The 13442-nt window shown below is 42.1% G+C and carries 12 protein-coding genes and 3 pseudogenes; 6 read left to right on the top strand and 9 right to left on the bottom strand.

Translation table 11 applies throughout. The features are described 5' to 3' along the window. Positions 1 to 107: 107 nt before the first annotated feature. On the top strand, positions 108 to 1409 hold the full coding sequence (locus ACMAZD_RS25565; RefSeq protein ID WP_435249971.1) for a glycosyl hydrolase family 18 protein: 1302 nt from the start codon (positions 108 to 110) through the stop codon (positions 1407 to 1409). Positions 1410 to 1939: 530 nt separating this feature from the next. On the opposite strand, the gene ACMAZD_RS25560 is transcribed toward ACMAZD_RS25565, so the two are convergent. The 3 genes from ACMAZD_RS25560 to ACMAZD_RS25550 form a co-directional block, all read right to left on the bottom strand. Continuing rightward, positions 1940 to 2212 (bottom strand): helix-turn-helix domain-containing protein, encoded by a 273-nt coding sequence (locus ACMAZD_RS25560; RefSeq protein ID WP_435249063.1) that lies wholly within the window; start codon positions 2210 to 2212, stop codon positions 1940 to 1942. Positions 2213 to 2529: 317 nt separating this feature from the next. After that, positions 2530 to 3450, bottom strand: a complete 921-nt coding sequence (locus ACMAZD_RS25555) for an IS5 family transposase (protein ID WP_435246996.1) — start codon at positions 3448 to 3450, stop codon at positions 2530 to 2532. 321 nt (positions 3451 to 3771) lie between these two features. Next, positions 3772 to 4044: a helix-turn-helix domain-containing protein gene (locus ACMAZD_RS25550; protein ID WP_150895868.1), complete on the bottom strand. Its 273-nt coding sequence runs from the start codon at positions 4042 to 4044 to the stop codon at positions 3772 to 3774. A gap of 430 nt (positions 4045 to 4474) precedes the next feature. Between ACMAZD_RS25550 and ACMAZD_RS25545 the strand changes: the two genes are divergently transcribed. Further along, positions 4475 to 4996, top strand: a complete 522-nt coding sequence (locus ACMAZD_RS25545) for a hypothetical protein (RefSeq protein ID WP_435249970.1) — start codon at positions 4475 to 4477, stop codon at positions 4994 to 4996. Between the two features lie 283 nt (positions 4997 to 5279). Here ACMAZD_RS25545 and ACMAZD_RS25540 read toward each other — a convergent pair whose 3' ends face one another. The 4 genes and pseudogenes from ACMAZD_RS25540 to ACMAZD_RS25525 all read right to left on the bottom strand — a co-directional run bounded on the left by ACMAZD_RS25540 (position 5280) and on the right by ACMAZD_RS25525 (position 7791). Next, entirely contained in the window at positions 5280 to 5867 is a 588-nt protein-coding gene (locus tag ACMAZD_RS25540) for a hypothetical protein (protein WP_435249969.1), read from the bottom strand. 398 nt (positions 5868 to 6265) lie between these two features. Then, complete coding sequence (locus tag ACMAZD_RS25535; RefSeq protein ID WP_435249968.1) at positions 6266 to 6538, bottom strand: helix-turn-helix domain-containing protein; 273 nt, start codon at positions 6536 to 6538, stop codon at positions 6266 to 6268. Positions 6539 to 6840: 302 nt separating this feature from the next. Next, a pseudogene (locus ACMAZD_RS25530) lies at positions 6841 to 7137 on the bottom strand (HU family DNA-binding protein); the annotation flags it as partial. 270 nt (positions 7138 to 7407) lie between these two features. Continuing rightward, positions 7408 to 7791 (bottom strand): hypothetical protein, encoded by a 384-nt coding sequence (locus ACMAZD_RS25525; RefSeq protein ID WP_435249967.1) that lies wholly within the window; start codon positions 7789 to 7791, stop codon positions 7408 to 7410. A gap of 306 nt (positions 7792 to 8097) precedes the next feature. Here ACMAZD_RS25525 and ACMAZD_RS25520 point away from each other — a divergent pair, with 306 nt between their 5' ends. Further along, a complete protein-coding gene (locus ACMAZD_RS25520; RefSeq protein ID WP_435249966.1) occupies positions 8098 to 8733 on the top strand; it encodes a recombinase family protein in 636 nt (211 codons plus the stop codon). 226 nt (positions 8734 to 8959) lie between these two features. Here the strand turns inward: ACMAZD_RS25520 and ACMAZD_RS25515 are convergent, their stop codons facing one another. Then, complete coding sequence (locus tag ACMAZD_RS25515) at positions 8960 to 9388, bottom strand: Rpn family recombination-promoting nuclease/putative transposase (RefSeq protein WP_435249965.1); 429 nt, start codon at positions 9386 to 9388, stop codon at positions 8960 to 8962. 203 nt (positions 9389 to 9591) lie between these two features. On the opposite strand from ACMAZD_RS25515, the gene istA reads away from it, so the two are divergent. Together istA and istB are read left to right on the top strand one after the other, a co-directional pair. Then, entirely contained in the window at positions 9592 to 11124 is a 1533-nt protein-coding gene (istA, locus tag ACMAZD_RS25510; RefSeq protein WP_435247818.1) for an IS21 family transposase, read from the top strand. A 10-nt stretch (positions 11125 to 11134) separates the two neighbouring features. Continuing rightward, positions 11135 to 11857 carry an IS21-like element helper ATPase IstB gene (gene istB, locus ACMAZD_RS25505; RefSeq protein WP_286291966.1) on the top strand — a complete coding sequence of 241 codons (723 nt, stop codon included), beginning with the start codon at positions 11135 to 11137 and terminating at the stop codon, positions 11855 to 11857. A 97-nt stretch (positions 11858 to 11954) separates the two neighbouring features. Here istB and ACMAZD_RS25500 read toward each other — a convergent pair. Further along, a pseudogene (locus tag ACMAZD_RS25500) lies at positions 11955 to 12302 on the bottom strand (Rpn family recombination-promoting nuclease/putative transposase); the annotation flags it as partial. 717 nt (positions 12303 to 13019) lie between these two features. Here ACMAZD_RS25500 and ACMAZD_RS25495 point away from each other — a divergent pair. Then, positions 13020 to 13433 (top strand): annotated as a pseudogene (locus tag ACMAZD_RS25495) (IS110 family transposase); the annotation flags it as partial. Positions 13434 to 13442: the final 9 nt, after the last annotated feature.

Here is a 13442-nt window from a genome sequence, read left to right as displayed (position 1 = left end):
TTAATTAAACAGATTAATGACCGTACTCACATATTTAATATAAAAATCACAAAGTTGCATTGCAATTGAGTTAGTATTTCCATTTTATAAAATAAGTGGTTAATTTAATGAAAAACAAATTATTATTGTCGACTTTGTTGCTCTCAGCATCTGCAGTTTCACACGAACAGTGTGACTCACTTAGTTCAATAGATAGCCAGTCTCAATGTTATAGGGATCATTACTCCAGTGAATATAACGTAACGGCCTATTGGGCGAGTTGGAGTGGCGTCACTCCTCCTGACTTTATTTATTCTGGAAACCTACTTTCATTTTCTACGTTGGATTCTTCTATACCACCGTATTCATTTTCAAATGATGAGTTTCTTGATGAAGGATCTTGGAATCATGGTTACTGGGATGGGTGGAATAATAAGTATCACCAAGACGGAGGTCTATCTATATTATCTGTTGGTGGTGGCAGTGATGAAAATATTGCAAAGGTTATGTACAAAGGAAGCTATCAAGACCGAATTGATTTATATGACGCAATAATAGAAAAGGTAATCCAAAATAATTTGGATGGTGTTGACCTTGATATTGAGTATTGGTGGGCTTATTCTAATCAAGATAAAGCGAAATTTTCTTCAAATTTATCCGAGATGGTTATTTATTTAAGGGATAATTTTGATGTTCGTGGTAAGCCTGAATTGAAGATTTCAGCATCATTAGTATGGACGGCGCATTCATGGATGGGGGAATTTTTTGGGAATAATCAAGCGATGGAAGATATCGATGATATTTTCATTATGACGTATACCGATTTTACGGTTGGTTTTTATACGAATGCTCATCTGATTGATACTTATATTTCATCTTATACGAATGCAGGAGCTCCACTATCGAAGCTTAAGTTTGGTGTAAGCCCGATGATAAACAACAAACAACCACAAAATATCGCATCTGTTGATGATATAGCCTGGTTTGCGAATTATGTGAAAAGAAAAGGGATGAAAGGTGTCTTTTATTGGGCTCTTGGTGCTAAAACTGAGTACCAAGATAGTTCTGACTCTGAATACCTATCTGTATTAGCAAGAGAGTTTGATTTTATTGATGAAATTCCTGATTCGGTCTGGGGCTTGTCGATTACTAATGAGTCACCAAGTGTAGGTGTCCAAATAAAAATTGACTCATTTGTCTCTGATTACCTTCCTCCTAACAGTGATCATGATTACTCAGAATCTTCATTTGTATCAACTAGAGACATTAGTGGTAGGGCGGATTTAAGTGTTGATGTTTACTATTGGGGACTATCTACAACCTGCTTAGCTACCGATGGCAGTGTGTTTACATTTGACTTTATACAAGATACTCAACTTCAAGTATTGAATGTGAATACATCAACAGGTACAGCAACATGTTCTTTATGATTTTATATACAAAAATATAAAGACAACATAGACCCTTCAATTGGGCTCGTTGCAAACTGAAAATTTTACTAAGGTGCATATGTACATAGAGGGTTTTGTCAATATGCTATGGCATAGTGGAATATACTAAAAGACGGTTTTAAGAGCTACATAGACGTACAAATCTCACCTTTTTGCTAGTGCGATTTCACTCATCGCACTAGCATTTCGCGACAACTTTACCATACCTCTTGTTATTCATGGCTTGCTAATGTTCGATTTTCCGAAAATGATTTCTGTCCAAAAATCAGTTTCAAATCTGAGCAGATGAAGAAGCTAAAGGCATCATTCGTAAAGCTTATCTCGCAACTAATAGTCGAGTATGTTCGTTGACTTCTAAAAGAGCCCAATGGTGGCTCCTCTGCAATTGAATTATATTACCGCCAGTGATTCTGGAAGCGAGAACTAAGGAGGCCGCCATGGAGCGCTTCAAGGGAAGTGGCGATTGCTCAAGCTCTGCACCATCCGCAGAGTACCAATAGGCGTGATACTTACTGTGCCTCATGACTATCAAATTCTCGGCTTATAATCTGGTTTAATTTTTTACTAAAGTTACCTCTGTTGACACCCAAAATTCTTGCCGCCTTTGATTGGTTACCGCGTGTGTGCGTTATCAACTCGGAAAATAATACATCAAGTACCGTTGGTGTTACCCAAGACATATCAGGTGTCTCTGATTTACTATCAAACCACGTCGGCGCTAATTCTTCTCGGAGAAGCTTTTGGATTTGGTTCTTATTGATAGGAGATAGATGGTCATTCATATTTGTTAGATTAGGCACTGGCAAGATTGGCATTGTTTGTTGAGTAAACCAAGTTTAACGCAAATTTTCTTGGCATGCACTTTCCCCTAGCTTTCTATCAGTGAGAACTTTGCTTCAGACTCACTGCTGAAAACATACTTTGCCATACTTGTGATTATTCGTAGTTTGCTAATTTAGCAAAAGCGCTGGCAAATAAATGTCCAAGATCGTGTCAGGCCAACCAGTTCTGGCACTGTGATGATCGAGCGATTCTGTCGTACAAAGGCTTTGTTGCTTAATTCAGAGAGAAGGCATGCCTGCCCCATTGTGCTTAATTCTTAATCGATATACTGTGTTTCAGGCATACCAAGCCCTGTAAGCTTATTCAGGGCTTTAATCATAGCGTAAGTCTCGCCAACTTGAGCGTTGTAGTTCCTCAGGCTTAATTTCCCACCTAGCAGCTGTTTTACTCGGTACATCGCGGTCTCTGATAGAGAGCGCTTATGATAGCCATACCGCTCTTTCCAATACTTATTTGAGCCATATAACTTCTGGCAACCCACGGCGAGATTTCGGGGGTGACCACGCTCCCAGAAGGCAGCCCCTTCTCTTGGTGGGATGAGCGGAACAGCTCGCTTGATCCGTATGGCATCATGGCAATTCCTTGTGTCATAAGCGCCATCACCTGATATCTCAATGATTTTCCGACGTGTCTGATTAAGTAAGTTGGGGAGCACTTCGGCATCGGTTACGTTAGATAAGCTCAGCTCTGCTGCGACTATTTCGTGGGTGCTTGTATCTACTGCGATGTGCAGCTTACGCCAGACTCTTCGCTTCCCATCAGTTCCATGCTTCTTGACCTTCCATTCACCTTCGCCATAAACCTTGAGACCAGTGGCATCAATGGCTAGGTGTTGTATCGCACCTCTGGTTTTAGTTTTAAATGAAACCTCAACATCCTTAGATCGACGACTTATACAGGTGTAGTGTGGGCAAACCAGAGGGATGTTAGCCAGCTTAAAGACGGAGTCTAGAAAACCTTGCAGCGCTCTCAATGGCATAGAGAAAACGCGTTTCACCATCAGAGCGGTAGTAATGGCTAAGTCGCTGAATCGGCGAGGTCTACCACGCTTGCCTTGTTTGTTTTGCTTCCACTCGGCTAACGTCTCCTCATCAATCCAAAAAGTCAGAGAGCCACGGTTGATTAAGGCTTTATTATACTGCTTCCAGTTAGTTGTTTTGTAACGAGGTTTAGGCATGAGACTACGACGATTGATGGGTGTATCCGATCAGATCGTAGCTTCCTGATTTAGTTCCATCGATTTAAGCAACAAGGCCTCGTACAAATCTAAGCAGATGCAGAAGCGAAAGGCATCAGTATTAAAACCTATCGAGCGACTAATAGTCGGGTATATTCGTTGACTTCTAAAAGAGCCCAATGGTGACTCCTCTGCAATTTAATTATATTACCGCCAGTGATTCTCGAAGCGAGAACTAAGGAGGCCGTCATGGACCTCTTCAAGGCAAGTGGCGGCTTCTCAAGCTCGGCACCATCCGCAGAGTACCAATAGGCGTGATATTTACTTTGCCTCATGACTATCAAATTCTCGGCTTATAATCTGGTTTAATTTTTTACTGAAGTTGCCTCTGTTGACACCCAAAATTCTTGCCGCCTTTGATTGGTTACCGCGTGTGTGCGTTATCAACTCAGAAAATAATACATCAAGTACCGTTGGTGTTACCCAAGACATATCTGGTGTCGCTGATTTACTATCAAACCACGTCGGTGCTAATTCTTCTCGGATAAGCTTTTGGATTTGGTTCTTATTGATAGGAGATAGGTGGTCATTCATATTTGTTAGATTAGGCACTGGCAAGATTAGCATTGGTTGTTGAGTAAACCGAGTTTAACGTAAATCTTCTTGGTCTGCACTTTACCCTAGCTTCCTTTCAGTGTGATCTTTGTTTCAGACTTACTGCTGGAAACATACTTTGCCATACTTGTGGTTATTCGTAGTTTGCTAATTTAGCAAAAGCGCTGGCAGATAAATGTCCAAAAAACACTTAGACTAAATACTCTAGATATTACGGCCACCAAGTCATGCAGTGGTTATGCTTCCTTGCTTTCCCATCCTGAACTTATTGCGAAAGCTGGCATGTCACGCATAAGGAATAATGATTTTTTATTTTGTGAAATATTTGTTGTCAGTAGGCTTTTGTTACTTTTGATTGTCATTTATAGGACGCATATCACGAAAAATATGGTCAAGCTCAAGATGGGGTGTGGCAAGATTGTTTTATTGTAACTTCCTAATTTTAGGCGTGATGAGTCAACACAATGATGTCCAGTTAAAGCGCCGTATTGAGCGTATTCTAGAGCGCCATCCTAACGCCTCGTCGTTGGCGGTTCGCCAGCGTTTGATAGTCGATCTCAAACCTGCTCACTTTTATATTCACTTAATCCCTTACTATGATCAGGACCGCATCGATGATAGTTCTGATATACAGCGTGAGCTTGATAGAATGATGGCTATGCATTTAGGGTTTAGTGTCATAGCGAGAATCCTGTCAACAAAACCCTATAATTATCGACAGATAGAGCAGGCGTTACTTAAGTTGACGTTAAACTTTAATCACACAGAACAAGCCCGGCTTTGTAAAATCGTGCATTTTGGCCATGATATGGCGAAAGATGAGCGTCATAAGTCTAAGATGATCATGCGCTTGCAAAATCTTGGGCACCGCTTACCCGATATTCTTCTGATCTTACGGCAAAGTGTCAGAGTTGAAATTATCGACCGTTAATCTTTGAATTATCAGTCAGTTGTGCGGTTTTTGTGAGCGTCTCAGCAATGTTGTGATTTCAATGTTATTGGTGCTTGCGAAGTGTTCATTGGATTTTGCACTATGACTTGTGCGGCTTTTCGGGCTGTGGGTTAAAGTGAGAGCCTTGAGTACAGCTACAAGGATGTGAGAAGCCGCCTATAACAATATTATGTTTGGTGTATGTCTACCTGCAGGGTGCAATAAAACTATTTTTGAGACTCACGAAACACGACCAATAAGGCAATAACAGGCCCCTCGATATTCATACGTAACTAGCCATCTTCCTTGTCGTGCCTGTGAAGCTGTCTGATACTTCAATGCGCTTCATTTCGATGTTCATGTTTGGTTCGACTTTTTTAAGGCGTGCTATGTCACTGGCGATACGCTTACAGCCTAGAAACAAAATCCCATCGAGTGGTGTTATGACCTCTCCAGCCTTGAGACAATCAACGAGAGACGTTGCAGACAGTGGTGTTTTTATCCCATCAACGTAGCGGGTTGCCACAAACTCATTCGTATAGCTGATCTCTCTTGGCAACATTTGTTCGCTTTTGGCGTAAATCATCCCGCTTTGTTTGCCATTAATGACGCGATGCTCTTTATACACTCGGGTTTCTTCACCTATGGTGGCCATGGCTTGTGGTGCGCGAGTGATCAGTAAACGAAAAGGCAGGTCTTCACTTGTGATGTAATCAACAAGGTTAAACGCTAATCTTGCTCTCGCAACTTCCCCTAGTGACTTCTCACGACAGATTTCTAGAACCTGCTCCCACTGGTTGGTCAGTCGAGAGCTTTCTTTATTGCTACTAACTTTAACATGCTGAATATCATAGTGAATTTTATTTGCCATATTGACTTAGCCTTTTGTATTAATCGTCTAATTCCCGCGTAACATTCTGCTGTTATAATACATTAAATCAGTTATCCACAACAATTGGGCGCAACCTGTCCAAAGCCTTCGCAGGTTAATTTTTATTTATGGTACGTATTAAATGAAATTACCCCCAAAGTGCGGTTAATTGTTTTCAACTGGAGGTAAGAAGCATCAGGTATAAAATTATCGCGCCGTTAATAGTTAATAGTCGGGTGTGTGCGTTGACTTCAAAAAGGGCCCAGTGATGGCTACTTTGTAAGTGGAGTATATTATACCCCCACTGATTCTCGACACGAGAACTAAGGAGGCCGCCATGGAGCGCTTCAGGGGATGTGGACGTTGATATATTTCGGCACCATCTGCTGGCTTGATACTTACAGAGGGGTATGAATATCAAACTCGCGATTTGTGATCTCGTTTAATTTTTTACTGAAGTTACCTCTATTGATACCTAAAATTGCAGCGGCCTTTGTTTGGTTACCGCGAGTATGGGTTATCAATTCAGTAAATAAGACTTCAAGCACCATTGGCGTTATCCAAGACAGGTCCGGAGTTGCTGATTTGTTATCAAACCAAGTCGGTTCTAACTCTTCCCGGATAAGCATTTTCAATTGAATTTTGTTGATAGGAGGCAGGAGGTCATTCATATTGGTTGGATTCTTCCGGTAGTCATAAGGTAGTTATCAATTAATGGTCAGGTGGAGTTTAACGTATATCCACTAGAGCTGCACATTACCCGAACCTTTTTGCTAGTACGATTTTACGGACCAGGCTATCTAATTAAAACTAAGGTGCCCACTCTGTGATTATTTGTAGCTTGTACTTTAGTAAAAGCACTGGCTAATCATTTCCAAGATATCAGTCAGATTAGGTTTTGTGCGGTAATTCCAATGGTTTCGGACGTTATGCCCCACAGTCATGATGACTATGGCTGTGGAGCAAAAAAAGCTTAAGGGTTCACGTGAGCTTTCAATTCTTTCCCAGCTTTAAACGTTGGACTTTTTGATGCTGAAATTTGAATGACTTCACCGGTCTTTGGATTGCGCCCTTCACGAGCAGCGCGGTGGGTGATCTTAAATGTTCCAAAGCCGACCAAAGTCACGTCGTCGCCGTCGGCTAGTGTTGTGGTAATGCCATCGATGATGGCTTTGAGTGCGGCATCAGCCTCTTTTTTGTTGAGATCGGCTTTCTCTGCAATATGATCCACTAATTCTTTACGGTTCATCTCTTTTCCTTGCTCTAAAGTTGGTTTTTCTTCTTCATCCCACTTGCCAGTCGCATAGCGAAAGGCGAGAGGCTTATCGACAACGTCACTAATTTCTATTTTAAACGTATTTTCCGTCGCGTGTGTAGTGGCACTGGCTTTTGCTGTGGCTAAAGAGCGCATATACACCGTTTCGGACTTGAGTGTGTTTTTTTCTTTATCCAAGTAACGGATATTAAAGACCGCCATAGACCCTCATATATAATGGAAGTGACATAAAATATTACAGACCTTTGGATGTTTGATCGCTAATTACTGACTAACGAAAGCAGCATGAAAGTCGGGGTCACGTTCTAGATCCATAGCCAATGTCATCACACTGAATGGATACATTGGAGTGTTTTCGCACCAGTGGATAAATAACGCAAATAATTCTCTAACATGGTCTGAAACCCCATCAATTGGTGTGTCTCCTTGTTGTTCAACAAAGCGCTTCAAAGCGGGAACAGCTTTATAGTCTTGATTAGCCAATGGAAGCGCCTTGAAAAAAGAAATTAGGTCATCATCAATTTCCATTGGTTCTTCGTGAAAGTGTGCATGTCCAGACTGGGAGTGGAATGTATTTTTGTTTTTTTGAACTTTTGTCGCTTTTGCTTTTAACTTAGCTCTTTTTTTTCGCTTCTCAGGATTACCCATATGAGACCTTATCTTTGTTTTAATGACAGAAAAACATTATAACCCCATTTTTTAGTCATCTAGCCGTAAGTGTTCACCGGAATGGTTTGACTTATGAAAAGAGTGCGAGTGTACCCTAAAGGCTAAGGCTAAGGCTAAGGCTAAGGCTAAGGCTAAGGCTAAGGCTAAGGCTAAGGCTAAGGCTAAGGCTAAGGCATTAGGGTATAGGTGAAAAGTATAGGCATTAAATTGCTATCAACTTAGTAATGACATAATATTAATGTCACACCTACTTAGATCATAACCTAAAAGTCTTAAATCATCATTATGTACATATTTGGCTACCTAAGAGCATCAACTGTCGAACAGGATGCAGAAAGAGCAAAAAAAACCTTATCAAACTTTGTAGGGCAAAGAGGGCTTCGAGTTGCTACGTGGTACGTTGAGCAGCAATCAGGTGCATCATTGCAAAGACCTAAATTACTGCAATTACTCAGTGATGCAAGAAAAGGCGATGTGATCCTTATTGAGCAGATAGATAGGCTTTCTCGTTTAAATGAAGTAAGTTGGTCTCAATTGAAAGAAATGCTGTACGAGAAAGAATTGAAAGTCATTAGTTTAGATCTTCCGACCAGTCACATCGCACTAGCCCCAGAAATATCGGATGAGTTTACGAGCTCGATGATTAAGGCCATCAATAACATGATGATGGATATGCTAGCGGCGATTTCTCGCAAAGATTATGAAGATAGACGTCGACGTCAAAAGGAAGGTATTGAGAAAGCTAAGGAGATGGGCAAGTATCTAGGTAGAAGGCCCAATTTAGAGTTACACGAACAAATTTATAAACTTAGGGTGTTGAAAGAAATGAGTATTCATGAGACAGCTAAGTTTGTGGGAGTGTCACCACGAACGGTTGTTCGTGTAGTTAAAAGAATGAGGGCAGAGCGAAGCGAAAGTTAGCCTCGCCGTCGAGCTGGCAAGGCTGCTTTGTTTATTCGGCAGTCTAGTGAGAAAGTTGTGCTATTTCGTCTTTACTCAGTCCTGTGACTTCTGCAACGGATTGTTGATCCATTCCATTGAGCACCATTTTTCGAGCCATCTCTTTTAGGGCTTCTTGACGTCCTTTTTTTTCGCCTAATTGGATGCCTTCTTGACGTCCTTCTTGGCGTCCACGTTGAATGCCTCTTTATTCGCCCTGTTGGCGTAATTGCTCTGCAATCGTCATAAGTGTGTCCTCGTGTTTCGGTACTGATGAGGCCAGTGACGTGATTAACGCCTCTATATCGTCTGTTTCACCTACTTGAAGTAGATAACTCATCAATGACTGTACTTGCTTCTCTGTAGTGTAATCGGTTAATAGCAATGTGACCAGAGGCTGAATGAAATCCATGATATCTCGATGCCGAGCGTGCTTTTGTACGAGCTCAAGCAAGGCAATACGACGATGCTGCATTATCTCATCGTCAGGCATAACGGTAACATCGACCAAAGGAAAATCCTGAGTATAAAGTGCTTTAGCCTGGTCAGGGTTAGTAAAACCTTTCAACCAATTCATTTCATAGGGATAAGGTGAGACTTTGCCATGGTAAAACTGCAGTGGTATTACCAAATGCATATTTCGGAGCTATCCGACCGCCTATTTCGGTTTTAATCGACCACCAAATCCGTTTTTAACCGACCACTCATTTCGGTTTTAATCATCCACTTTTCGGTGTGTTTCCGAAATCGATGGTCGATTTACCGAAATAAACCTCTTTTCTCTTTTAAATCAATAGGTTTAACCTGAGTCTTTCATGTTGAGAGCACTAAGGATAAATCATGCCGAAAAAGAGAATGCCAATGAATAAAATTAAGGAAATATTACGCCTCCGATACGAGTGCAATCTTTCTAATCGACAGATCGCCGCTTGCCTCAATATTGCTCATTCCACTGTATCCCAGCATCTATCCCGATTTAAATCCAGTGGCCTCACGTGGCCACTGGAAGAGACTCATCATGAAAATCAAGTCACCCAAGCTTTGTTTGATGGTCGCTCATCTTCTCAGCATAAAGTGATGCCTGATTTCACTCTCTGCTACTTAGAATTGAAGCGTAAAGGGATGACTAAAGCTTTGCTTTGGGAAGAGTATTGTCATCAGCATCAAGACAAAGCCTATGGCTATACACAGTTCTGCGAACTGTATAGACGTTGGCTAAAGACACAAAAACGCAGTATGCGCCAACTTCACCATGCTGGTGACAAGCTCTTCATTGACTACTGTGGCCCAACGATCCCTGTTGTGAATCCAGATACAGGAGAATGCAGACATGCTCAGGTATTTGTCGCCACTTTAGGGGCGTCAAATTACACCTATGTCGAGGCGAGTGAGAGCCAAGGGCTTGAACACTTCCTCATGGCTCATGTGAATACCTTTAATCACTTTGGTGGTGCTCCGAATCTACTTGTACCTGATAATCTGAAATCTGCTATAACGAAAGCAGACCGTCATAGCCCTATCCTCAATGAGAGCTACCGAAAACTGGCACAACATTACGGCGTTGCTGTGATGCCAGCCAGGCCCTACAAGCCTAAAGATAAAGCCAAAGCTGAGAACGCAGTTCTCATCGTAGAGCGCTGGATAATGATGCGCCTTCGCCACCAAGTGTTCTATACAATGGCTGAGCTGAACCTGGCTATCCGAAAGCTGATGCATGACTTAAACCAACGAGAGATGAAGCAGCTTGGTGTCAATCGACATGACTTGTTCAACAAAGTTGACCGTCCAGCGTTAAAACCACTGCCATCGCAACCATATGTGTATATCGAAACTAAACGAGCAACCGTCTCCCCTGATTATCACATTCAATATAAAAAGCACTTCTACTCTGTGCCGCACCAACTTGTTGGGCAACAAGTTGAGCTTGAAGCAACGCATCAAATAATACGTATCTACCACAAAGGGAGCATTGTTGCTCACCACTGCACAAGCCAAAAAGAATATGGTCTCTCTACCGTTTACGAGCATATGCCAAGCAACCATCAATACCAATCATGGACACCCGAGCGTTTTATCCGTTGGGGAAAATCTATTGGGCCAGCCACAGGTGAACTGACTCAGATGTTGCTCAAACGCCCAGAGCATGAAGCATTGGCCTTTAGAAGTTGCTTTGGGTTACTAAGTCTTGCCAAAAAGCACTCAGACGCACGGTTAGAACAAGCTTGCCGAGATGCCTTAGTGACAGAGAAGCCATACCTTGGCTTCGTCAAAAACTTATTGAAGAACCATCGTGAAGGCACTCTCTCTCAGCCTTCCACTGATACACCAAACCTTAAACACACTAATGTTCGTGGTTCCAACTACTACCACTAGGAGAAACAATATGGACGCAATAATCCAACAGTTAAAATCACTACGCCTAAGTCATGCTTCTGATGCACTGGAACAGCAAAGAATACACCCCGCGACCTATGCTGAACTTGGCTTTGAAGAAAGGTTAGGACTCATCCTTGATCATGAGATAGTGAACCGAGATCAAACCAAAATCCAACGACTTAAACGGCAAGCCAAGCTGCGCCTAAGCGCTAGCGGTAATCAACTGGACTACCGCCCAGAACGAGGCTTAAAAAGAGCAATGATGGGAGAGTTATTATCAGGCACTTATTTACAAAAGCGACAGAATGTCCTGATTACAGGTGCAACAGGTGCAGGTAAAACCTATGTTGCTTGTGCGCTCGCCGAGCAGGCGTGTGAGCAACACTGCCCAAGTCGTTATTATCGCCTAAATCGTTTACTTGATGACCTGAGTAGTAGCCGCCTTGATGGCAGCTATCAAAAGCTACTACTGAGCTTGTCTAAGAAAAAACTGTTGGTTATCGATGACTGGGGAATGGAAAAACTCAGCCAAGAGCATGCAAGTAATCTTCTCGAAGTGCTAGAAGATAGATACCAAGAGTGCAGTACGATCATTATCAGCCAACTACCTGTAAAAGAATGGCACGAGATGATCGACAACTCGACGATCGCTGATGCGATCTTAGATAGGTTGGTTCATCAAAGTCATAGAATCGAGTTACGAGGGGAATCAATGAGAAAACTGGCTTAAATCGACCACTTGGAGTAAAACTAAGGAAGAGAAAAGAGAGGCTTAAAAAGGTGGTCGATTAAAAACGAAACTAGGGGTCACATCAGCCGAAATACGCAACCAAAGGTAAATGTTCGTGGCCAGCATCGATATGCTGCTGCATAGCGGCGATAGCATATCTCATCAAGCGAAAGGCCATATTTTTATCTGGTCGGCTTTGGTGTTCGATTAACGCGAATACGTACCCTTTCCCCTGAGAGGTTTTGAGAGAATAGAGCACATCCGAATAGTAAGGACGTAAGTTTTCTTCGATAAAACTGCCAGACTCGAGCTTGAGTGTCGTTAAATCACAGATTTCGCGCAGCTCAACGGGTAGATGAATATCCAGTAAATCTTTAGCGGTTTCTGGGTGAGTCATAAACTGCTTAAAGAGCGCATCGTGTGGGGTTGGGGTTGTCTTTTTCATGTCATAATCTTAACACTGAATGAGGCTAAACCTTATCACAGTAAGGCTACAGTGACCGCATTCTAGCTTAACACCGTGACATTCCGCTTGCTCACCCTTCAGTGAATTTATTGATTGCCAATGGGTATTTGTAGGAGCAGCAGACAACACTTTAGCTTTTATGAATTCAATGTATCACCACTTTGGTGATTTTGGTAAACAAGTTGTTGAAGCTACATTTCAACAACTAAAACAAACAGAAAAGAAAGTAGAAGAGAAAGTAGAAGATAAAGGGAAACACACAGACTAGCGCGGCCGAAAAAGCTCTAAGGTAGCTACCTAAAGGAAGCCCCCATTTTTTTTCAAAGACTAAAGAGTCTTGTCAAAAGAGGTGTTCATTATTCCTATTATGTTCAATTACCCGTCTGGTTAACGAAAAAAAGTGACAGCAGGCGTCATTTTTTGCATCATGACGCCTGCTGTCGCTGGGTGAGATTGCGAAATAATGAATACGCAGCATACCTTTATTTTTATTTGGTGCATTGAGATACCCCAGCCAGCAACTTCCCAAAACAACGAACGCAATCAGATCAACTTCCCACACACAAAACAGAACCCCTTAGAAATATCAGCAATAGGCAATTTCATTTCAGGTGTTCATTATTCCTATTATAATGGAATGGTCGCCCCTCCCTCAGCCTTCTACTATGAAGGTAACGATGAGATAGGAGAAAGAGCATGACTGTAACAACGGTAGGTATCGATTTAGCTAAAAATATATTCCAAATCCATGGCGTTGACCAACATGGAAAAACCATCCTGAAAAAGAAACTTAAACGTGACCAGCTTTTTACATTCTTTGCCAATAAAGAGCCCTGTCTTATCGGAATGGAAGCGTGCAGTGGGGCTCACTTTTGGGCGAGAGTATTGGCGAATCAAGGGCACCACGTGAAGTTAATGGCACCTCAGTTTGTTAAGCCTTACGTAAAAACCAATAAAAATGATGCCGCGGATGCCGAAGCTATTTGTGAAGCCGTTACCCGACCAAACATGCGTTTTGTTGAAATAAAATCCCCCGACCAACAAGCTTTACTCTCTCTTCACCGTGCCCGTTCGGGATTAATCAAAGCCCAAACCGCACAAATTAATGAACCGGCGACG

The organism is Vibrio sp. nBUS_14 (genome assembly GCF_051201655.1).
Lineage (GTDB): Bacteria > Pseudomonadota > Gammaproteobacteria > Enterobacterales > Vibrionaceae > Vibrio.
Note: the sequence above shows the minus strand (reverse complement) of the source record. Positions and strands in the feature narration are given on the sequence as shown.

Coding starts and splice junctions, on each gene's coding strand:
- ACMAZD_RS25565 (WP_435249971.1), top strand. CDS start 108: ATGAAAAACAAATTATTATTGTCGACTTTGTTGCTCTCAGCATCTGCA.
- ACMAZD_RS25560 (WP_435249063.1), bottom strand. CDS start 2,212: ATGAATGACCATCTATCTCCTATCAATAAGAACCAAATCCAAAAGCTT.
- ACMAZD_RS25555 (WP_435246996.1), bottom strand. CDS start 3,450: ATGCCTAAACCTCGTTACAAAACAACTAACTGGAAGCAGTATAATAAA.
- ACMAZD_RS25550 (WP_150895868.1), bottom strand. CDS start 4,044: ATGAATGACCACCTATCTCCTATCAATAAGAACCAAATCCAAAAGCTT.
- ACMAZD_RS25540 (WP_435249969.1), bottom strand. CDS start 5,867: ATGGCAAATAAAATTCACTATGATATTCAGCATGTTAAAGTTAGTAGC.
- ACMAZD_RS25535 (WP_435249968.1), bottom strand. CDS start 6,538: ATGAATGACCTCCTGCCTCCTATCAACAAAATTCAATTGAAAATGCTT.
- ACMAZD_RS25525 (WP_435249967.1), bottom strand. CDS start 7,791: ATGGGTAATCCTGAGAAGCGAAAAAAAAGAGCTAAGTTAAAAGCAAAA.
- ACMAZD_RS25520 (WP_435249966.1), top strand. CDS start 8,098: ATGTACATATTTGGCTACCTAAGAGCATCAACTGTCGAACAGGATGCA.
- ACMAZD_RS25515 (WP_435249965.1), bottom strand. CDS start 9,388: ATGCATTTGGTAATACCACTGCAGTTTTACCATGGCAAAGTCTCACCT.
- istA (WP_435247818.1), top strand. CDS start 9,592: ATGCCGAAAAAGAGAATGCCAATGAATAAAATTAAGGAAATATTACGC.
- istB (WP_286291966.1), top strand. CDS start 11,135: ATGGACGCAATAATCCAACAGTTAAAATCACTACGCCTAAGTCATGCT.